This is a genomic window from Ruegeria sp. BHSC026, assembly GCF_059613065.1.
Window position 1 is genome coordinate 33,243 of record NZ_JBXWRV010000018.1, and the last position, 20,536, is coordinate 53,778.

Below are 20,536 nucleotides of genomic sequence, written 5' to 3' on the forward strand. Positions count from 1 at the left end.
GCGTGCAATAAGGCTGCATCTTGTTTTTCGGGGGGAGGATCTCATGCGGATCACCAAACGAACGAATATCGCGGTGCGGCTGCTGATGTATTGCGCCGCCCATCCCGACCGGCTGGTGACCAAGTCGGAAATCGCCGAGGTGTGCAACATCTCGGAAAACCACCTGGCGCAGGTGATCAACCAGCTCAGCCAGCTGGGGTATCTGAGCACGCAGCGTGGCCGGAACGGCGGGATGGAACTGGGCCGCTCGGCCGATCAGATCCGGATCGGGTCGGTCTTTCGCCATGTCGAGGGCGACTTGCCGATCGCCGAATGTTTTGCGGATGCCGACAACACCTGCCCGTTGACTGATGCCTGCCGGTTGCGCCTGGCCCTGCAGGATGCGGCCGAGGTGTTTTTTGCTTCGTTGGACGAAATCACGCTGGATGCGTTGGTCTGTGACAACGATCCGTTGTTGAAGATTCTGCAGCCCGTGACTTGCGCTCGGTGATTATCAGTCACTGGCGCGCAGGATGCGCGCCGGGCTGGCGGACAGCGGGCGCAGTGCGAAGGCAAGGCCCGCCAGCAGTGTGACGATCAACCCCCCCGCCACGATCCCCAGGGCCGCGGGCCAGATGATCGTGTACCGGGTATCGAAAATGTAGGTCGCCACGGCCCACCCGCCCAGTACGCCTGCAGCCAGCGCGATGCTGCCTGCCGCCAAGCCCAGCAAGGCCGAGCGCAGCGCAAAGCTGAGTAGGATCTTTCGGCGGTCCGCGCCGATGGTCTTGAGGATCGCGGCCTCGTAGCGCCGGGCGGGTTCACCGGCGGCCGCCGCCCCGATCAGCACCAGAAACCCGGTCAGCAGCGACACGCCCGCCCCATAGGATGTGGCCGACGCCAGCCCCGCCAACAGGCCCGAGACGCGGTCGATCGCGTCGCGCACGCGGATCGCGGTGATGTTGGGGAATTGATCGGCCAAATCGCGCAGGATGGCGGCCTCGGCCCGTTCCTCGGCATAAACGGTGGCGATGAAGCTGTGCGGCGCGCCGGCCAGTGCGGCCGGGTTCATCGACATGACAAAGCCCATGCCGGCGGTCGAGAAGTCCACCTCGCGCAGCGAGGTGATCGTGGCCGTGATGTCTCGGCCCAGGATATTGACGGTCAGGGTGTCGCCCAGTTTCAGGCCCATCTCTTCGGCCTCTTCGGTGGCAAAGCTGATCTGCGGCGGGCCGGAATAGTCCGGCGCCCACCAGTCGCCTGCCGTGATGCGTGCATTCCGCGGTGGACGTTCCGAATAGGTCACGCCGCGGTCGCCTTCCAGAACCCAATGGTCTCCGGCCACCTCGTGCGCGGGACGGCCGTTGATCCGGGTGATGATGCCGCGCAGCATCGGCGCGCTTTCCACCCGCGTAACGCCGGGATCGTTTTCCAGCCGGTCCAGAAACCCGGACATCTGGTCCTTCTGGATGTCCACGAAGAAATACGAGGGCGCCACGTCGGGCAGGTTGCCCGAGATCGCGTTGCGCAGGGTTCCGTCGATCTGGCCGACGGCTGCCAGAACCGACAGGCCCAGCCCCAGCGACAGAACGACCGGGGCCGCCCCTTCGCGCGGGTCGGAAATGGCGGCCAGTGCCCAGTGCAAGGCCGGGCGGCCTCGGGCCCGCCGGGCAGACCAGTGTGCAACCCGCTGGATAGCGAAGGCCGAAAGGGCCAGCAGCGTCAGGGCGCCAAGGAACCCTGCAGCCGTCCAGAGCGTCAGCCGCGTGGATCCGCTGAACACTGCAGCGGTGGCGATCAGTGCAGTAAGGGCCATGGCCGTGGCCAACAGGAATGCCGGGCGCGGCAGGAACCGGGCCGCGGACAGCGCATCGCGGAACAGGGTAGCGGCACGGACGTCTTCGGTGCGGGCAAGCGGCCAGAGCGTGAATACAAGCGCGGTCAGCAGGCCATAAAGCGCGGCCTCGAACAGGGGCATGGGATAGAGCGCGAATACCGCAGGAACGGGAAGGTGGCTCTCGATCACCGGGGCCAGCAGAACCGGTGCCAAACCGCCCAGCAAGGCGCCGGCGGCGATTCCGAAGACCGACAGAACGCCAATCTGGATCAGGTAGGTCTGAAAGATCGTGGCCCGGTCGGCGCCTAGGATTCGCAGCGTGGCGATGGTTTCGATCTTGCGGGCAAGATAGGCGCGCACCGCGGCCGAGACGCCGATACCACCCACTGCCAGCCCGGACAGGCCGACCAGTACGAGGAACGCGCCCAGACGCGCCACGAATTCAGCAATGCCCGGCGCCCCGTTGCGCGCATCTGTCCAGCGCATGCCGGACCCGTCCAGGACCTGCGCCGCTTGCGCCGATACAGCGGCCAGATCCGCTTGGGGCGGCAGGTCGAGCCGGTACTTGGTGGAAAACAGCGTGCCGGGTTGCAGCAGGCCAGAGGCGCGCAGATCCCGCGTGCGGACAAGGGTCCGCGGGCCCAGCGTGAACCCGTCGCCAGCGGCATCGGGTTCGTGGATCAAGGCGGCGGTCAGGATGAATTCCTGGGTTCCCAGCGCAAAACGGTCGCCGATAGCCAGACCTAGCCGTTCGATCAGAACCGGATCCATCACAGCACCGGGACGGGTGCCTTCACCATCGAGCGCGCGGGAGAGCGGGATATCGGGATTCAGGACAACCGTGCCGATCAGGGGATAGGTGTCGTCTACCGCCTTGACCTGCGTCAGTCCGCGCAGGGGGCCGGGCCCGTTTCGGGTCACGGCCATCGAGCGGAAATCGACTACCTCGGACACCTGCGCCGCGGTGCGTTCCATCCATGCGCGCTCGGCATCATCGGCAAAGCGATAGGTCAGCTCGATCTGCGCGTCGCCCCCTAAAAGGGCCGCGCCCTCTTGCGTCAGGCCGGTTTGAATGGCTTGGCGGACGGACCCCACCGCGGCAATCGCCGCCACGCCGAGGGTCAGACACGCCAGGAATACCCGGAATCCGTTCAGCCCGCCGCGCAATTCGCGCCGGGCCAGCCGCGCGGCCTGACCCAGGCTCATTCCGCGGCCTCTTGCGCGGTATCTTCGTTTATGCGGCCGTCGCGCAGGTGCACGACCCGGTCGCATCTGGCGGCCAGACTTCGGCTGTGGGTGACAAGGATCAGCGTCGCGCCGTGGCGGTCGCGCAGGCCGAACAGCAGATCGACGATCGCGGCGCCGTTGGCTTCGTCCAGGTTGCCGGTGGGCTCGTCCGCCAGTAAAATCCGCGGGCGCGGCGCCGATGCGCGGGCCAGGGCGACCCGCTGCTGCTCGCCCCCGGACAACTGCGCGGGGTAGTGATCGCGCCGGTGCGACAGGCCCACCGCGTCCAGCTCGGCCTCGGCCCGGATAAAGGCATCGCGGTGGCCGGCCAGTTCCAACGGTGTGGCGACGTTTTCCAAAGCGGTCATGGTCGGGATCAGGTGGAAATTCTGAAAGACGACACCCATTGCATCACGGCGGAAGCGGGCCAGCGCGTCTTCGTCCATCGTGGTCAGGTCGTGCCCCAGCGCCGTAACTCGGCCCGCCGAGGCCCGTTCGAGCCCCCCCATCAGCATTAGCAGAGACGACTTGCCCGATCCGGACGGGCCGATCAGGCCCAGAGACTCGCCCCGGCCTACCGAAAGGGAGATGTCGTGCAGGATTTCGATGGGTCCGGCATTGCCATTCAGCGTCAAAGCGGCATTTTCAAGGGTCAGAACGGGTGTAGTCATCGGGCAATCCGGCTGGAGCGATTTAGATGGGATATGGAGCGATGCGGAATTTGCGCAAGGTGCTGACGGCGGGCGCATTTGCCGTTTGCGGCTTTGCGGCCACAGCCGAGCAGGTCGTCATCGCGGCGCTGGGGGATTCGTTGACGCAGGGTTATGGGCTGATCGAGCAGGACGGGTTCGTACCGCAGTTGACCCGCTGGTTGCGGGAACGCGGCGTTGAGGCGCGGGTGATCAATGCCGGGGTCTCGGGCGATACCACGGCGGGCGGCGCGGCGCGGGTCGACTGGACTCTGACGCCGGATGTCGACGCCATGATCGTCGCGCTGGGTGGCAACGACCTGTTGCGAGGGATCGAGCCGCAAGTGTCGCGCACCAATCTCGAGGGCATTCTGCAGACGGCCCAGGCCGCGGGCGTTCCGGTTCTGCTGATCGGCATGCAGGCGCCGGGCAATTACGGGGCGGACTACAAAGACGCGTTCGACGCCATCTATCCGGAGCTGGCCCAACAATACGGCACCATCTTTGCGCCCAGTTTTTTTGCCGGGCTGTCGGCTGGGGGCGACCCGGGCGCGGCCCGGGCATACATGCAGCCCGATGGCATTCATCCCAACTCTCGAGGGGTGGCGTTGATCGTGGAAAACCTTGGCCCGAGGGTTCTGGAGCTGGTCGAAGCCGTCAAAGAGGATCGCTAGAAAGTTCGCGCGGGCTTTCTGATGCACCGACGTTTCAGTACTGATTGCCTTGTGCTGCTTGGTCGTGAAATACGGATGGAGCGTGTTTGGTGCGGCCATTGCACGGTCGGCCATCCTGCCTATATGCATTCGAGAAGTTGAATATGGAGGGCCGGAATGGCTGACAAGACATTGACCTGTCTGGAATGCGGTCAACTCAACCGCGTACCCGCAGAAAAACTGGCGGCCGGTCCTAAATGCGGGACCTGTGGCGCTGCGTTGGTTCCGCGCAAGGCGGTCGAAGTGGACCCGGCCATATTGGAGAAGGCGGCAAAACATGACGACCTGCCGTTGGTGGTCGATTTCTGGGCGCCGTGGTGCGGACCCTGCCGCATGATGGCACCCGAGTTCTCGAAAGCGGCCGACACGCTGGCCTGGCAGGCCCGGTTGGTCAAGCTGGACACTCAGAAACACCAATCCGCCGGTGCGCGGTATCGGATACGGGGTATCCCGACGATGGTGGAGTTTCAGCGGGGGAAAGAGACCAAGCGGCAGTCCGGCGCGATGCGGGACGGGCAGATCGTGGCGTGGGTGAAGGGATAGGGTGGGCTTGAGCGCCCACCCTTAGGGTCTTACACCAGTTCGATATTGTCGGCGCTTTCGCGGCCGTCACGGCCCGAACGCAGCTCGTACGTCACTTTCTGGTTGTCGGCCAGGCCGGTCAGGCCCGAACGCTCGACGGACGAGATGTGCACGAACACGTCCTTGCCGCCTGTTTCGGGTGCGATGAAGCCATAGCCTTTGGTGGTGTTGAACCATTTCACGGTGCCTGCAGGCATTCCGTAGTCTCCTGTTTTGGTGCTGCCCGCGGAAGTGCGGCAGCCTGGCGTCGTTGTCTGTATCGATAGACTGAACGCCGAGATCGGAGACAGTAGGTCGAAGTAGAAAAACGTAAGCCTTCCGTATATGGCATTGCCCGGGTCAGGTGACAAGGGCGATTGTCACCACGACCGGGGCGAACATGTCGGGATCAAAAACGCCAATAGTCCAGAATCGGAGCAAGAATCCGATTCAGTTCGTCGGCGGTTTCCGGCTTGAGCTCATTTTTCCACTGCCCGCTTTTGCCCGAACGTTTGTGTTCCAGCTTTGGCGCGCCTTTCTGGATGGGGCTTGCAAAATTCGACAGTTTTTCAATGCTTTCCTCGCTCAGGTCGATCTCAAGATAGTCGGTGACCTTGCGCAGGAAGACATCCGTGTGTTGCGAGAACTCATCGTAGTTCAGATTCAAGAAACCCGGAGAGTTTTCGGCCAGTTCTCGAAATCCTTCAAATCTAGGAATGAGGTTCTCTGCAGCCTTCTTAAGGACATACTCATCAATTCCTTGGGCTTGAATTTCCGCACGGTTCTTGAGGAAACGTTGCCGGACTTCCGCATTGATCGGTTCGGGATGTGTGAACCCGAAGGAATAATACATGGAAACCAGAACATCGCGTGGATCCCGAAAGAAAAAGATGTGCTTGAAATTCTTTCGGCCGGGAAAGTCGACGGCGAACCGCAACGGGCCATAGATCTCTCCGTGCTTGCGAAACATAGCGTCGTAGTTCTGCATAAGGAAATCGCTGATGTGCATATTGCTTGCGTCTACTTGGTCGCCAAGTTCCCAATATGCGGCTTCATGGTTCAAGGTTTCATAGTCGCTTTGATCTGCCAGTTCGTCCAGCAGAGCAGTCACGAATGTGGATGCGCATTTGTGCGTCGTGAAGAACAAAACTGAGGATCTGGACTTGTTCCTGTTCTGTGCAAACAAAATGCGTTTTTGCGCGTTTATGATAGATGGGGCGACCACATTCGGGGCGACCGCTGAAGTATCCGATGGCCCGTTTTCATGGTTCTTATTGAATAGATTACGAAATTTCTTCATGGACGGTATTCTTTTACTCTGGTTCGACCGGTATCGGGCGGTTGTGTTGGTGAATGTTACCAATTTCTCATCGCGATTTCACTTTTCGTCAGCATAGTCTGAGGTAGAGAAAAACGCACAGTCCGAATGGTGTCGTAAAGGCTCGCCTAGATCGGAAGTTTGCAGACAACCCTTTCATATGACCGAGATGCGAGGAAGCAATCCGGCAATGCGTCGATAACCTTATCGATCGGATCATAGATCTGGCTTGCCGCCTGCTGCAGTTCTTCCGGAATCTGCTTGGGTTCGCGTGCGCGACGTTCGGGGGGCTGGAATTGAAGCCCCGTGAATTTGGCAATGTCGTCCTTGTGTTTCCAGATAGCATCATAGCGAACACACAGCACGGGAACATCTTCGAACGTCGTCCATTCGCGAATCTGACGGGCCTGCTGCAGCACGTCCTTGGCAAATAGATCGTCAAAGGTTCCCGTCGCATGCAGGTGATAAAAGTGCTGGCGGATCCAGTCCGGCCCATAGCGGTCCTTGGCGGTGTAGACGGAAAAGGTCGAATCCTTGGTGGGGCCGAAACAGAAAACCACACGGACATTCTTGGGACCGCTTTTCAAGGCGTCAGGAAAATCATGTGTCTTGTACAAGAACGGGGCGCTGAATTCAGCGTCTCGGAGCCGAGCGATGAAGGTCGCTTTTTTTGCTGCGCCGACGTCCTGCTTCCGAAGCCCTTCCAACAGGGCTTCGTAGGTCATTGTACTACCCGACCTGCCATTGCTGGCAACAATGACGCAGCGGTCGGGTTTGATGGACTTCCGCACAAACTGCTTTGTGCGATACGCCGTCGTTTGCGCACTGCGTCGCCATTTTTCGAAGCGCGACGGCAGAGCCGCAACGCCGCGCATCAGCTTTCGTCTCATCGCGCGAACTTCTTGTGCTTCAGCCGTTTGGGCTCCAGCGCATCCGGCCCCAGACGGCGTTTCTTGTCTTCCTCGTAGTCGGCAAAGTTGCCCTCGAACCATTCGACATGGGCGTCACCTTCGAAGGCCAGGATATGCGTACAGATCCGATCGAGGAAGAAACGATCGTGTGAGATCACGACCGCGCAGCCGGCGAAATCGACCAGCGCGTCTTCCAGCGCGCGCAGGGTTTCGACGTCAAGATCGTTGGTGGGTTCGTCCAGCAACAGGACGTTGCCGCCCTCTTTCAGCAGGCGGGCCATGTGGACGCGGTTGCGCTCGCCCCCTGACAGCAGCGAGACCTTTTTCTGCTGGTCGCCGCCCTTGAAGTTGAACGACGAGCAATAGGCGCGGGAATTGACCTGTGCATCGCCCAGTTGGATGATCTCGGCGCCGCCGGTGATGGCCTCCCACACGGTGTCGTTGTCGTTGAGGTCGTCACGCGATTGATCGACATAAGACAGCTGCACCGTATCGCCGTATTCGATGGTGCCTGCATCGGGCTTTTCCTGGCCGGTGAGCATCTTGAACAGGGTCGACTTGCCGGCGCCGTTGGGGCCGATGACGCCGACGATGCCGCCCGGCGGAAGGCTGAACGAGAGATCCTCGATCAGTTGCTTGTCGCCCATGTGCTTGGACAACCCGTTGACCTCGATCACCTTGCTGCCCAGGCGCGGGCCGTTGGGAATGACGATCTGGGCGCGCGACAGCTTTTCGCGTTCGGATTGCTGGGCCAGTTCGTTGTAGGCGTTGATGCGGGCCTTGGATTTGGCCTGGCGGGCCTTTTGACCTTGACGCATCCATTCCAGTTCGCGCTGTAGGGTCTTCTGCTTGGACTTGTCCTCGCGGGCTTCCTGCTCCAGCCGCTTGGCCTTCTGTTCCAGCCACGAGGAATAGTTGCCCTCGTACGGGATGCCGCGTCCACGGTCGAGTTCCAGAATCCAGCCGGTGATGTCATCCAGGAAGTACCGGTCGTGGGTGACGATCAGGATGGTGCCCTTGTAGTCGATCAGGTGTTGCTGCAGCCAGGCGATGGTCTCGGCATCTAGGTGGTTGGTCGGTTCGTCGAGCAGCAGCATGTCAGGCGCTTCGAGCAGCAGCTTGCACAGCGCCACTCGGCGTTTCTCGCCGCCCGAAAGGGTTGTGACATCGGCATCGTCGGGCGGGCAGCGCAGCGCCTCCATCGACACGTCGATCTGGCTGTCCAGATCCCACAGGTTTTCCGCGTCGATCGCGTCCTGCAGGGCGGTCATCTCTTCCATCAACTCGTCCGAGTAGTTCTCGGCGATTTCCATCGCGATCTCGTTGAAGCGGTCGACCTTGGCCTTTTTCTCGGCCACGCCCAGCATGACGTTTTCACGGACGGTCAGGTTCGGGTCCAGCTGCGGCTCCTGCGGCAAATAACCCACTTTGGCGCCTTCGGCGGCCCACGCCTCGCCAGTGAAGTCCTTGTCGAGGCCGGCCATGATCTTGAGCAGGGTCGATTTACCGGCGCCGTTGACGCCGACGACACCGATCTTCACGCCGGGCAGAAAGCTCAGGTGGATGTTCTCAAAACACTTCTTGCCACCGGGATAGGTCTTCGAGACACCCTGCATGTGGTAGACATATTGATAGGCGGCCATGTCACGTCCTCTGGATCGGGGAATTCGGGTTGACCCGCTTGATAGCCAAGCATGGCAGGCGGGGCAAGCTGATGCGTTCCGTGCATTCGCTCGCCGTCCGGTGGCGGCCTTGGATTGACAAGTCCGCCCGGTTCTGAACATCCACGGAGGATGTTTCGCAGCGCCATCCCATTCGCGCGGCCCGGGCAGGTCGTTGGCTTGTTCGGCGGGTCATTCGATCCGCCGCATGCGGGGCATGTCCACGCGACGTTGGAGGCGATGAAGGCCTTCGGGCTGGACCGTGTTTGGTGGTTGATAACGCCGGGCAACCCGCTGAAGGAGCGCGGTCCCGCGCCATTGATGCGCCGCATGGAGGCGGCGCGCGCGATCTTGCGTCATCCCCGCGTCGCGGTCACGGATATCGAGGCGCGCATCGGCACGCGGGCTACGGCCGATACGCTGGCCGCCCTGCGCCGCCTGTATCCCGGCGTTCGGTTCGTCTGGCTGATGGGCGCCGACAACCTCGCGCAGTTCCACCTTTGGAAGGACTGGCGCTGGATCATGGACAACGTTTCGGTCGGTGTTGTTGCCCGGCCCGGAGACAGGATCTCGGCGCGGATGTCGCCCGCGGCGCGGATCTATGCGCGGTATCGCATCGACGGGACTGCACGGCACCTGCTGGGTCGTGCCGACTCTCCTGCTTGGTGTTTCGTGAACGTGCCGATGATTGACGTCAGTTCGACCCAGATTCGTTCCAGCGGCGAATGGACAGGTTGAAGTGTTGCCGGAATGGCCCCTGTTGGCGCATATTGGATTTGAGTAGTTGTCTGCTCTGATCTATGGGATTTTAATTGACCCATGCCTGATCGTTTTTCGCGCCGTGTATTTTTGGGGGGATTGGGGGCCAGTTTGATCCCCACAGTCGGCGCGGCCGGTGCGCCAGCGGTGTCGTTGCGGCCGATTGCTCGGGGTGCCGAGCTCTCCGCGGCCGAGAGGATCGTTGCGGCGGCGGGCCTTAAAGGCGAGGTGGTCTTTGCCGTAGCCGATGTCGAAACAGGCGCAGAACTTGAGGCTTTCGGGGGCGATCAGGGGTTGCCGCCAGCCAGCGTCGCCAAGGCGCTGACGGCGCTTTACGCGCTGGATGTGCTCGGACCAGACCATCGGTTCGAGACGGCGCTGATTGCGGATGGCCCCATCGAGAACGGTATCCTGAAGGGCGATCTGATTCTGGCGGGCGGCGGTGATCCGCTGTTGGATACCGATGCGCTGGCAGGTATGGCCGCCAATCTGCGCAAGGCCGGGGTGACCGAGGTGCGCGGCGCCTTCAAGGTGTATGACGGAGCCTTGCCCTATGTGTTCAGCATTGACCCGGGTCAGCCGGACCATGTGGGTTACAGTCCGTCGGTCAGCGGTATCTCGCTGAACTTCAACCGCGTGCATTTCGAGTGGAAACTGGGGACTTCGGGGTACGACGTGTCGATGGATGCGCGAAGTGCCAACTACACCCCGTCCGTGGACATGGCGCGGATTCGGGTCGAGCCGCGCAGTCTGCCGATCTACACATATAAACGCAGCGCCCGGCAGGACCGGTGGACCGTGGCCAAGGGCGCGTTGGGCAAGGGCGGCGCGCGGTGGTTGCCGGTGCGCAAGCCGGCGCTTTATGCCGGCGACGTTTTCCGAACGCTGGCCCGGGTGAACGGGATCGTTCTGGGCCGGGTGCAGGTCACGCGGCAGGCCCCACGGGGACAGGTGCTGGTTGTGCATCAGAGCGATGCGTTGGACAGCATCCTGAAGGGCATGCTCAAATATTCCACGAACCTGACGGCCGAGATGGTGGGGATGGCTGCGACAAGGGCGCGCGGGGTGTACCCGGGTTCATTGGCGGCATCCGCCGCCGAAATGAACCGCTGGGCCGCCGCAAAATACGGGACCAGACGGATTGCGATGGTGGATCATTCGGGTCTGGGTGAAGCGTCTCGTATGGCGCCTTCGGATCTGGTCAAGGCGCTGGTCGCCGCCCGGCAGGATGGGCTGCTGCGGCCGTTACTCAAGCCGTTCACGTTGACGGACGCCAAGGGGAGGCGTGTGGTCGGAAACCCGGTCCGGGTCGATGCCAAGACCGGGACGTTGAACTTCGTGTCCGGTCTTGGCGGGTTTCTGACCACGGCCGGCGGAACCGATCTGGCTTTTGCGATCTTCACCGCCGACATGGCGCACCGTGCGACTATCCCGCGTCAAGCCCGGGAACGTCCCGACGGCGCGCGCAGCTGGAACCGTCGGTCTCGCAGGCTGCAGAAGGCGCTGATCGAACGCTGGGGCGCGCTGTACGGAAGCTGAGCCGAACCGCGTCAGACCGTGTGCCGGGCCCGGGCGCCGCGTTCGATCGCGGCGGCATGCAGGCGGTCGATGCTCAGTTCATAGCGAATTTCTTCCAGCAGGCGCAGCTCGGTTTCGGCTAGCGCACCATCTGCGGCAGCCACGTCGCAGGCCAGCGCATAGGCCGTTTCATGCAGCCGCTCCGGCAGGTTGTCTCGGATCAGACCGAACAGCGCATCCAAGCCGTCTTCCTGCTCGAAAAGGTCGAACACGATCTGCGAGACGCGCCGCATGCGGTCGATGTCGTATTCGGCAAAAACCGGCAGCATGTTCACCGCAGCCTCGATCTTGACCAGTTCGGCCGTGCGGATGTTCTCGTCAGATGCGGAGACGGCCACCATGATTGCCACGAGGCAGTCCTGGGGCGACATGGGGTGGGCAACGGCTTGGGTCATCGGTTCGTCCTGAATTGCGCTGTCTGCCGCGGCACGATAGGAGCGCGCGCAGCAGGGTTCAACCGCTTCTTGCGAACGCGCCGAACGACCCTGGTGTGCGGCAGGACCTGGCGGGTGCGAGGTTGCTGCGAAAAACAGCAGTTTTGTCGGGCAAGAGGGGGCGTGCTTTATTGACTTATGCTGCACCGGCACAATAGGAGGGGTGGTCCGGTTGCATGGGGTGGCCGGCGCTGTTTGTCCCGATGGAGACCCGATCAAATGTCTGAACTGCGTGAAGCCGCGATGTCGTCCAAGGCCTGGCCTTTCGAAGAGGCGCGCCGGGTGCTCAAACGCTATCAGAAGGCTCCGCCGGAAAAGGGATATGTGCTGTTCCAGACCGGCTATGGCCCCTCGGGCCTGCCGCATATCGGGACCTTCGGCGAGGTGGCGCGGACCTCGATGGTGCGTCACGCCTTCGAGCAGCTGAGCGACATCCCCACCAAGCTGATCTGCTTTTCCGACGACATGGACGGGTTCCGCAAGGTGCCCGGCAACGTGCCGATGCAGGAAGAGCTGAAGCAGGACCTGAACCTGCCGCTGACCAAGGTGCGTGACCCGTTTGGCACGCATGAGGGCTTTGCCCAGCACAACAACGCGCGGCTGTGCGAATTCCTCGACAGTTTCGGGTTCGACTACGAGTTCGCCTCGGCCACCGAGTATTACACCAGCGGTCGCTTTGACGAGGTGCTGCTGGTGGCGCTGGAACGGTTCGACAAGATCATGGAGATCATGCTGCCGACGCTCGGCCCCGAGCGGCGCGAGACCTATTCGCCGTTCCTGCCGATCTCGCCCAAGACGGGCCATGTGTTGCAGGTGCCGACGCTGGAGCGCAATGTCGCCAAGGGCACCATCGTCTACGAAGAACCCGATGGCGAGCGGGTCGAGATCCCGGTCACCGGTGGTCACGTCAAGATGCAGTGGAAGCCCGATTGGGCGCTGCGCTGGGCCGCTCTGGGCGTGGATTATGAGATGTCGGGCAAGGACCTGATCGACTCGGTCACGCAATCCTCCAAGATCTGCCGGGCGCTGGGCAAGCAGCCGCCCGAGTCGCTGAGCTATGAGCTGTTCAACGACGAGCACGGTCAGAAGATCTCGAAATCGAAGGGCAACGGGTTGTCGATGGAGGAGTGGCTGACCTATGCCGCGCCCGAGAGCCTGTCGTACTTCATGTACCAGAAGCCCAAGACGGCAAAGCGGCTGTATTTCGACGTGATCCCCAAGGCGGTGGACGAATATCATCAGCAACTGCGGGCCTATCCGGGGCAGGAGCTGAAGGCGCAGTTGAACAACCCCGTCTGGCATATCCACGGCGGCGAGGTGCCTGAATCTACCCTTATCGTGCCTTTTGCCATGCTGCTGAACCTGGCCTCGGTATCCGGCGCCGAGGACAAGGAGACGCTGTGGGGCTTCATCCGCCGCTATGCGCCCGAGGCCACACCCGAGACCCATCCCGACCTGGATCAGGCGGCCGGGTTCGCGGTGCGTTACTACAACGATTTCGTCAAGCCGACCCGCACGTTCCGCCTGCCGACCGAGCAGGAGCGCGAGGCGCTGGAGGCATTGCAGGCGGCGTTGGAAACCTATGACGGCCCGGTCGAAGACGAAGCGTTGCAATCGGTGGTCTATGCGATCGGCCGCGAACGGTTCGATCCGATGCGCGCCTGGTTCACAGCGCTGTACGAGGTGCTGCTGGGCGCCAGCCAGGGGCCGCGCTTCGGCGGGTTCATCGCGCTTTATGGCGTGCCGGAAACCATCGCCCTGATCGATAAGGCCCTGGCCGGAGAATTGGCCTGATTTGACCCGAACGCGCCCGGGGCTACGCTCTGACACAGGAGGTGGCCCCATGCGTCGTTTGTTGATTGCCGTTTCTCTGATCGCCGGTATGGCAACCGGTGCCCTGGCCCAGAACGCCGAGATCGAGGCGAATATCCGCGCCCAGATGCGGGCGTTCCAGGCGGATGACTTCGTTACCGCTTTCACCTACGCCAGCCCCGGAATCCAGACCCTGTTTCGTACGCCCGAAAACTTCGGTGCCATGGTGCGCAACGGCTATCCGATGGTTTGGCGACCTGCCGATGTCAGGTTTCTCGACCTGCGTCAGATCGACGGCCAGTGGTGGCAAAAGGTTATGGTGGTCGATGGTGACGGTCGGGCGCATATCCTGGACTATCAGATGGTGCAGCGGGAGAACGGTTGGAAAATCAATGGCGTTCTCCTTCTGGGCAACGCCGACCCCGCGGCCTGACGCAACACCCACCGTCACGGTGCCGTGAGCGGCGGTTAAATCCTTTCCGATATCTCAAGCCCGCGTGTCCGGAAACATCCGGGCCGGGGAGTTGGCCTGTGCCGCGTTGGAGCGTGGCGCGATTGGGAAAGGGTATTCAATGAACAAGGCAATCACCGACGGCATCGTGTTCATGCCGCCGCAATTCGCGAATGGTCTGGATGTATGGTCAAGCGGCGACGGGACGCCCGGTACGCCCACATACGATGGATCGGGTTCGGGGGCGTTCGTGCCGGCGGATGCGGATTTCGGCGGGTGCCTGGAGATCCTGAAGGTCAATACAATCCAGCAGCTGCGCTATATGGGACAGACACCGCTGTTGCCAGGGTGCTATTTGCAGATCAAGGCACGGGTCAAGGCGGTCAGCGGTCCGCTGCCGCGAGTACGGATTGCAGGTTGGGCCGGCGGTGCCGGCGACATGCATGTTCCGGGACTGGTTGAACAGGGGCCTGACACGCAACTGACGGCCTATGGCTTGGTTCACGAGATCACGGCCATCGTCGGCACCGGCCAGCGCTCCGGCGTGGACATGCCGTGGGGCATGTCGGCCATTTATGGGCATTTCGGGCTGGATATCGAAGGCGCCAACGGGGCCGTGGTGCGCGTCGATGACATCGAGATCACCGACGTAACTGGCGTGTTTCTGCGCGACATGATCAGCCTGGTGGACGTGCGCGATTTCGGTGCCGTGGGCGACGGGGTCACCGATGATTCCGCGGCTTTCAAGGCCGCCGATCAAGCCGCCAACGGCCGCCGGGTCTATGTGCCCGAGGGCGTCTATTACCTTGGGCAGGACGTGGGGCTGGACTCGGAGGTCGATTTCGAAGGTACGGTCATTATGCCCGATGACCGGATGCTGCTGCTGACCAAGAATTTCGACCTGTCGACCTATGTCACAGCGTTTGGCGACGAAACACTTGCCTTCAAGAAGGCGTTTCAGGCGCTGTTGAACAACGTCGATCATGAGTCGTTGGATCTGTGCGGCCGCAAGATTTCGGTCTCGGCCCCCATCGACATGCAGGCCGCCGTGCCAAACCGCTCCAGCTATTCCACCCGCCGCGTGATCCGAAACGGGCAGTTCGACGTCAAGGACAGCACTGCGTGGGATACCCAGACGTTCACCTCGACCGCGACCTATGATCCGGCGGATCCATACAGGCTGACCAACGTGGCAAACGTTGCCAACATTCCGGTCGGCGCCCTGGTCCAGGGAAGCGGCGTCGGACGCGAAATCTATGTGCGGTCCAAAAACGAAGGCGCGGGCGAGATCACGTTGAACGCTCCGATCCATGACGCCGCCGGAACACAGACCTACACTTTCGTGGATTTCAAGTATCTGCTGGACTTCAGCGGCTTCAGCGCGTTGCAGAAATTCGGCATGGAGGACATCGAATTCCAGTGCAACGGCCGGTCCAGCGGCATTCGCTTGGCACCGGGTGGCAACACCTTCGTATTGAAGAACTGTTTCGTCAGCCGGCCCAAGGATCGCGGCATCACCTCGATCGGGGTGGGCTGCCAGGGGATGCTGATCGACGGGTGTCAGTTTCTGTCCAGCGAGGAGGCCCTTGATGTGCCGGATCGCAGTTCGATCGCGCTGAATGCCAACGCCAATGACGTCAAGTTGCGCCACAACCGGGCGGTGCGGTTCCATCACTTTGCGGTGCTGGGCGGCGACAACAACCTTGTTCTAGGCAACCACTTCTTTCAGGGGGACAGCGTTCCGAACGGGGTGCGGAACGCCGGGTTGGTCATGACCGGCACGTACAACAGCTCGGCCATTGCCGAGAATTACATTGACAACTGCTTTGTCGAATGGACCAACGAACGAGATGCCGCGCCTGACTATGCCTCGGGCTTTTCGTTCAGCGCCATGAGCATCACTGACAACATCTTCTACAGCAGCGATGTCGCGGCCTGGTTCAGCTATATCGTTATCCGGCCCTATGGAAGCGGCCACTTCCTGAACGGGCTGACGGTTACGGGCAACAAGTTCCGTACCGCCAATGGGAAGATCGATCGGGTGGATCGCGTCGACACCAGCTTTGCCGGGCTGGACCCAGACCGCTTTGTCAACGTCACCTTCGCCAACAATACCTATCACAACGTGACCATTAAAACCGCCAACCCTCTGCGGGTGCGCCACGAACAGAACTCGGCCGCGCAAGCCTGGTTGGTCGATTCCGGTGGCGCCTTGCCCTTTGGCGGGCAAGCCCGCGGTTGCGACAGTGTCGTGGCCGTTGCGGCGCTCAAGTCATCGCTGGGCGCGGTTCGCTATGCGGCCCCTTACGTACAATTGCAACAGGGTGGCGCAGAGGATCGGGTGCGGTTGCGGTGGCCAGAAAGCCTGAGTGGTCAGGTCACTGTGGTCATGCGCGTCGAGAGGTGATCGCCCGTTGACCGGCAGTCTCGGCGCTGCCGGTCGCCTGCGATCAGAAATCGCGCCACAGGGATAGCTTGAGGCCGACCGAATCTTTGAACGAGTTCTTCTCGAGCCCCACGAGCCAGGTGTTTGGGCCGTCTTTCGGGCGATACATGATGGATGGCCGGGCGCTCCAATAGAACGGGCGCCCGGACACATAAGAGGTTTCGACCTGCAACAGCGGGTCGATGCGCCGCGGCGAGGACAGGCCTGCGGTAAAGTCCAGCTTTCGGATCACCGCCTCGTGGGTTCGGTATTCAAAAGACGCGTCCACCGCCATCCACCCTCCGCCGACCCGGGTCTTGAACCCTTTTCCCCACGACAATGTCGCCTTGTACATCGCCCAGGCCTGAAGCTGCCGATGATGGGCGCCGATGCCGAATTCGGCGGCAAAACGCCCCGCCTCTTCGAGATCCGCCACAGGAACCCGCGCGAACACCAGCGCATGGCCGTAGAGATCGCGGTGTTCCTCGGCGTCCAACCCTATGGTCAGGTTCGGCCGCAGCCCCCATTCGGCATACAGCGACGTCTTGTAGGCGGTTGCGCCATCCTCTTGGCGGAACCCGGTCACGGACAGGGCCGTGAACGCCTTGTTCTGTTCGCGCAGCCAGGCACCGGCCAGCGCCGGGCCGGACGCAAGAAGACAAGAGAGCAGAAGCGCGATCAAACGGGTCATGAAGGCAAATTCGTCAATCTTGGTTAACAGAGTGTTAGCTTTGCTTTCATTTCTCTGAATGCCATTTGAACCGGGGCGTTCCCGCCAATGCAGGAAAACCGAGACCTTACGAAAAGCTGTGATAATCTTGATCTCAAAACAGGAGGAGCAAGATGCCCAGGATTTCAAAAGATGCGAATGTTCAGACCGTTATCACCACGTTCGAGATGACGCCGGGCACATGCCAGGACCTGCTCGAAGCGCTGACGGACGCCTATGCGAACTTCATTTCCAAGCAGCCCGGGTTCATTGCCGCGGGCTTGCATGTCAACGACGCCCAGACGCGGATCGCGAACTATTCCCAGTGGCGGCGGCGCGAGGACTTTCTGGCCATGCTGCGGACGCCCGAGATGCGAGAGCGCAACCGTCGGATCAACGAACTGTGCAAAAGTTTCGAGCCGGTGATGTACGACGTTGCCGAAACTTTCGACTGACCGTGACCTGGATCAAGGTCCGTTTCCGCCGGGCGTTTCATTCTGCCGGCGAAACTCAAGGAGGCGCGAGCCATGTATCACAATATTCTTGTCCCGATTTCCTTCGATGCCGAGCGTGACACCTCGGCGCCGCTGAAACTGGCGAAGATCCTGGCGACACCGGATGCGAAGGTGACGCTGTTGCATGTGGTCGAGCACATTCCCGACTATGCGATTTCCTATATGCCGGCAGAATATCTGACCGAGGCGCGCAAGGCGATCCAGGACGAGCTCAACACCCTGGCCGCAAAGCTGCCAAACGCCAAGGGCGTCGTGGTTGAGGGTCATTCAGGCCGTACGATCCTTGACTGGGCCGAGTCCAACAAGCCTGACCTGATCATTCTGGCCTCGCACCGGCCCGGCATGCAGGATCTGCTGCTGGGGTCGACGGCGACCCATGTGGTGCGCCACGCCAAATGCGCGGTGCATGTGGTGCGTTGACGCCGTGGGCCGGTTCGGTGTCGGCGCCACGGCATTGCCACAGTGTTGGTTCAGAAACGGCGCATGATCGATGAAACGAAGGCCGCCCAAGGCTCGGCTACCGACAGACGTGTCTTGCGGAGGCAACGCAGGGCGGATGCCACGCGGCGGCGGGCGCTTTCACCGTGGCGCATCCTGTTCATGGTGCTGACCCTGCCGGTGACCGTTGCGGGCATCGCCTTGGGTATCTACCTGCGCACGTCCGAGTATGACCGCACCGGTGCGATGATGCACCTTTGGGCGCTGGCGGGCTGCGAGGCGGCGCGTTCGGTCGGGCTTGGCCCGATGCGCAAGGGGCAATTGGGGTATCACGAGCGCAACGACCCCGGTGGCAACGGGATCGCCTGCGAAACCGGCGCGACAGATCGGTTCAACGCGCCGGCGCCAGTTCAATCGGTCGCGCCGAGGCCCGACCGGTCCAACAGCCAAACTCAACGTAAGATTGGCGCTGCCAAATTCGTTCGTCCCCAAGTGGATTGACCTGCGGTTGTCTCGTCCGCATGCAGCGATCGTTCTGCCTGTGTCTGTACGGAAAATTGCCCGTGTATGCTAAGCTGCAAGCGGCAATTTCGCCCACAGACAGGGAGAAAAACCATGTTTGCAAGAATTACCCAATTCAAGATGAAGCCTGGAACGCGTGAGGCGGCCACGGCAAAAATGAATGAATTGAAGGCCGAAATAATGGGCATGCCCGGCATGCATAGCTTTACCAACGTGATGAACGAAGACGGCAGCGGATATGTGATTTCGGTGGTCGAGAGCGAGGAAACCTCGAACGCGAATGCGCCGAAGGTGGCCGAGCTGTGGGGCCATTTCGCCGAATTCATGGAAGGACCGCCCTCGCCGGCCGGTTTTGATGTGGTGGCGCACTGGGACAAGGGCTGATCCCTTTGGCATGGCCATCGCTACCCGCTTGCCAGTGTTGAGCGGGTCGGTGACACTGCGCCCCATGACCCGGGACGAATTCAACGCCTTCTGCGCCTCTCTCAAGGCCACGAGCCACGTTGTGCAGTGGGGCAACGCGGATGTGTGGAAGGTGGGCGGCAAGGTGTTTGCGATCTGCGGCTGGAACGACGGCAAGGACGCCTTTACTTTCAAGGCCACCGATCTGACCTACGAAGTACTGCAGGATCAGCCCGGCATCCGGCCCGCGCCCTACCTGGCCTCGCGCGGCATGAAATGGCTGCAGGTTTACGACGAACGCGGGATGAGCGACGCGTCCCTGCGCGACCACATCGTGACGTCCTACGAGATGGTCGTGGCCAGGCTGACGAAAAAGATGCGGGCAGAGCTGGGGCTTTAGCCCTTCATCGCCTGCAACAGTTCGATCAGCCGCTTGCGATCATCGTCATCGGCGTAATCGCCCGCGGCCAACCGTTCGGCGATGCGCAGGCGCAGGCGCTCGTGCTGGGTGCGCACCTCTTCGCCTGCGGTTTCGGCCAGCGTCTTCATGATCACCGCCACCGCCTGCTGGCGCTTGGTGGTGGGGTTGGCGATGTAGTCGACCAGGCTCTGCTGCCCGGAATCGAGGATGTTTTCGGCCAGCGCCCTCAACTGCTCGCCATTGGGCAGCAGTGGGGCGGGTGTACCTTCGGGCGGCAGGATCTCGGGCGCGCTGCGTGGGGTTTCAGCCAGGGCGTTGGCGCCGTCGACGAAGGCCTCGGTGATCATCCGGGTAATCTTGATCGCACGCGGGTCCTTGAACAGGGTCGAGGCGATGGCCACGCCGTAATCGGTATAGACCCACGGATTGACCCGCCGCCCACCGCGGCCTTTGGGCTTTGAAATCACATTCCGTGATATCAAATCGGCGACCTCGGCATCGGTCAGCTGAAAGCGGTAGCCCTCGAACAGGTCCTTGTTGCGCGCGACGGCCTGATTGAAGGCGCTCACGGATTTTCCGTAGAACCGTGCCAGATCCTCGGCCAGCACCACGCGGGTGCCGCGCACCCGGTGAATGGCGCTTTGGACCTCATGCGTGGAGGGCAGGTTCTTGGCGTTCGTCATAGCGTCCGTTTGGAATCACAATTTGTGATTTCAAACGTGGAGGAGAGGGCGCTGGGCTGCAAGGGTGGAGTGTGGGGTGCTTGGCTTCTCGTCACTGTCTTGCTAAGCCTTGGCAAATTCATTTCAGATCCATAGACATAAGATCGCGCACTCCAATGGTCAAAATAAACCTAAACATAAAAAAGAAGCTCCTTCACGCAAATAAAAGCCTGAGTAGCGCAGTGGCTGTCATAAACTATCAATCTGATTACTGGTTTTGGTGGGGTCGATCTCTGCCACCGTGTGACAGGTATTTGTTTGATGTTGAAAGGGCAATTCTCTTTTTAGAAGACAGGAGATTTGTTTCGCACTATGGAGCGGAACTTCGTATGATTCCCCGACTAGGGTCAGGACCCATTGATTTCCGCGTAGGGGCGTGATTCACGGTTCGAAAACCGAGCGGAGAACATGTCTGATCTTTTCTGGCTGACGGATGCGCAGATGGCGCGCCT

Annotated in this window: 22 protein-coding genes; 13 read left to right on the forward strand and 9 right to left on the reverse strand. The window is 61.5% G+C overall.

Annotated features, from left to right (window positions below):
- Positions 1-43 precede the first annotated feature (43 nt).
- A complete protein-coding gene (locus AC2FME_RS16215; RefSeq protein ID WP_496688149.1) occupies positions 44-490 on the forward strand; it encodes an RrF2 family transcriptional regulator in 447 nt (148 codons plus the stop codon).
- A gap of 3 nt (positions 491-493) precedes the next feature.
- On the opposite strand, the gene AC2FME_RS16220 is transcribed toward AC2FME_RS16215, so the two are convergent.
- A complete protein-coding gene (locus AC2FME_RS16220; protein ID WP_496800985.1) occupies positions 494-3,022 on the reverse strand; it encodes an ABC transporter permease in 2,529 nt (842 codons plus the stop codon).
- Positions 3,019-3,714: an ABC transporter ATP-binding protein gene (locus tag AC2FME_RS16225; protein ID WP_496800986.1), complete on the reverse strand. Its 696-nt coding sequence runs from the start codon at positions 3,712-3,714 to the stop codon at positions 3,019-3,021. The genes AC2FME_RS16220 and AC2FME_RS16225 overlap by 4 nt, the downstream gene beginning before the upstream one ends.
- 41 nt (positions 3,715-3,755) lie before the next feature.
- On the opposite strand from AC2FME_RS16225, the gene AC2FME_RS16230 reads away from it, so the two are divergent.
- Together AC2FME_RS16230 and AC2FME_RS16235 are read left to right on the forward strand one after the other, a co-directional pair.
- Positions 3,756-4,406, forward strand: coding sequence for an arylesterase (locus tag AC2FME_RS16230; RefSeq protein WP_496688155.1), 651 nt, complete (start codon positions 3,756-3,758; stop codon positions 4,404-4,406).
- A gap of 156 nt (positions 4,407-4,562) precedes the next feature.
- Positions 4,563-4,988 carry a thioredoxin domain-containing protein gene (locus AC2FME_RS16235; protein ID WP_496800987.1) on the forward strand — a complete coding sequence of 142 codons (426 nt, stop codon included), beginning with the start codon at positions 4,563-4,565 and terminating at the stop codon, positions 4,986-4,988.
- 29 nt (positions 4,989-5,017) lie between these two features.
- On the opposite strand, the gene AC2FME_RS16240 is transcribed toward AC2FME_RS16235, so the two are convergent.
- The 4 genes from AC2FME_RS16240 to ettA form a co-directional block, all read right to left on the reverse strand.
- Positions 5,018-5,224, reverse strand: coding sequence for a cold-shock protein (locus tag AC2FME_RS16240; protein ID WP_149777124.1), 207 nt, complete (start codon positions 5,222-5,224; stop codon positions 5,018-5,020).
- Positions 5,225-5,415: 191 nt separating this feature from the next.
- Positions 5,416-6,306: a sulfotransferase domain-containing protein gene (locus AC2FME_RS16245; protein WP_496800988.1), complete on the reverse strand. Its 891-nt coding sequence runs from the start codon at positions 6,304-6,306 to the stop codon at positions 5,416-5,418.
- 146 nt (positions 6,307-6,452) lie between these two features.
- A complete protein-coding gene (locus AC2FME_RS16250) occupies positions 6,453-7,214 on the reverse strand; it encodes a hypothetical protein (RefSeq protein ID WP_496800989.1) in 762 nt (253 codons plus the stop codon).
- Positions 7,211-8,878 (reverse strand): energy-dependent translational throttle protein EttA, encoded by a 1,668-nt coding sequence (ettA, locus tag AC2FME_RS16255; protein ID WP_496681918.1) that lies wholly within the window; start codon positions 8,876-8,878, stop codon positions 7,211-7,213. The genes AC2FME_RS16250 and ettA overlap by 4 nt, the downstream gene beginning before the upstream one ends.
- A 150-nt stretch (positions 8,879-9,028) precedes the next feature.
- On the opposite strand from ettA, the gene AC2FME_RS16260 reads away from it, so the two are divergent.
- Both AC2FME_RS16260 and dacB read left to right on the forward strand, forming a co-directional pair.
- A complete protein-coding gene (locus AC2FME_RS16260; protein WP_496800990.1) occupies positions 9,029-9,634 on the forward strand; it encodes a nicotinate-nucleotide adenylyltransferase in 606 nt (201 codons plus the stop codon).
- An 81-nt stretch (positions 9,635-9,715) separates the two neighbouring features.
- Positions 9,716-11,194, forward strand: a complete 1,479-nt coding sequence (dacB, locus tag AC2FME_RS16265; protein ID WP_496800991.1) for a D-alanyl-D-alanine carboxypeptidase/D-alanyl-D-alanine endopeptidase — start codon at positions 9,716-9,718, stop codon at positions 11,192-11,194.
- An 11-nt stretch (positions 11,195-11,205) separates the two neighbouring features.
- Here the strand turns inward: dacB and AC2FME_RS16270 are convergent, their stop codons facing one another.
- Positions 11,206-11,628: a tellurite resistance TerB family protein gene (locus AC2FME_RS16270; RefSeq protein ID WP_040633393.1), complete on the reverse strand. Its 423-nt coding sequence runs from the start codon at positions 11,626-11,628 to the stop codon at positions 11,206-11,208.
- 258 nt (positions 11,629-11,886) lie between these two features.
- On the opposite strand from AC2FME_RS16270, the gene AC2FME_RS16275 reads away from it, so the two are divergent.
- The 3 genes from AC2FME_RS16275 to AC2FME_RS16285 all read left to right on the forward strand — a co-directional run bounded on the left by AC2FME_RS16275 (position 11,887) and on the right by AC2FME_RS16285 (position 16,337).
- Complete coding sequence (locus AC2FME_RS16275; protein ID WP_496800992.1) at positions 11,887-13,461, forward strand: lysine--tRNA ligase; 1,575 nt, start codon at positions 11,887-11,889, stop codon at positions 13,459-13,461.
- A 49-nt stretch (positions 13,462-13,510) separates the two neighbouring features.
- A complete protein-coding gene (locus AC2FME_RS16280; RefSeq protein ID WP_496742232.1) occupies positions 13,511-13,912 on the forward strand; it encodes a DUF4864 domain-containing protein in 402 nt (133 codons plus the stop codon).
- Positions 13,913-14,051: 139 nt separating this feature from the next.
- Complete coding sequence (locus AC2FME_RS16285) at positions 14,052-16,337, forward strand: glycosyl hydrolase family 28-related protein (protein WP_496800993.1); 2,286 nt, start codon at positions 14,052-14,054, stop codon at positions 16,335-16,337.
- A gap of 43 nt (positions 16,338-16,380) precedes the next feature.
- Here the strand turns inward: AC2FME_RS16285 and AC2FME_RS16290 are convergent, their stop codons facing one another.
- Positions 16,381-17,046, reverse strand: a complete 666-nt coding sequence (locus AC2FME_RS16290; protein ID WP_496800994.1) for a hypothetical protein — start codon at positions 17,044-17,046, stop codon at positions 16,381-16,383.
- Between the two features lie 152 nt (positions 17,047-17,198).
- On the opposite strand from AC2FME_RS16290, the gene AC2FME_RS16295 reads away from it, so the two are divergent.
- From AC2FME_RS16295 to AC2FME_RS16315, 5 genes are all read left to right on the forward strand, one after another.
- A complete protein-coding gene (locus AC2FME_RS16295; protein WP_149777133.1) occupies positions 17,199-17,519 on the forward strand; it encodes an antibiotic biosynthesis monooxygenase family protein in 321 nt (106 codons plus the stop codon).
- Positions 17,520-17,591: 72 nt separating this feature from the next.
- Positions 17,592-17,999 carry a universal stress protein gene (locus AC2FME_RS16300; protein ID WP_496742234.1) on the forward strand — a complete coding sequence of 136 codons (408 nt, stop codon included), beginning with the start codon at positions 17,592-17,594 and terminating at the stop codon, positions 17,997-17,999.
- 63 nt (positions 18,000-18,062) lie between these two features.
- Positions 18,063-18,518: an excalibur calcium-binding domain-containing protein gene (locus AC2FME_RS16305; protein ID WP_496800995.1), complete on the forward strand. Its 456-nt coding sequence runs from the start codon at positions 18,063-18,065 to the stop codon at positions 18,516-18,518.
- A 177-nt stretch (positions 18,519-18,695) separates the two neighbouring features.
- Positions 18,696-18,923, forward strand: a complete 228-nt coding sequence (locus AC2FME_RS16310; RefSeq protein ID WP_496800996.1) for a hypothetical protein — start codon at positions 18,696-18,698, stop codon at positions 18,921-18,923.
- Between the two features lie 64 nt (positions 18,924-18,987).
- Positions 18,988-19,341 (forward strand): MmcQ/YjbR family DNA-binding protein, encoded by a 354-nt coding sequence (locus AC2FME_RS16315; RefSeq protein WP_496800997.1) that lies wholly within the window; start codon positions 18,988-18,990, stop codon positions 19,339-19,341.
- On the opposite strand, the gene AC2FME_RS16320 is transcribed toward AC2FME_RS16315, so the two are convergent.
- Positions 19,338-20,045 (reverse strand): ORF6N domain-containing protein, encoded by a 708-nt coding sequence (locus AC2FME_RS16320; protein WP_496681943.1) that lies wholly within the window; start codon positions 20,043-20,045, stop codon positions 19,338-19,340. The genes AC2FME_RS16315 and AC2FME_RS16320 overlap by 4 nt on opposite strands.
- Positions 20,046-20,536: the final 491 nt, after the last annotated feature.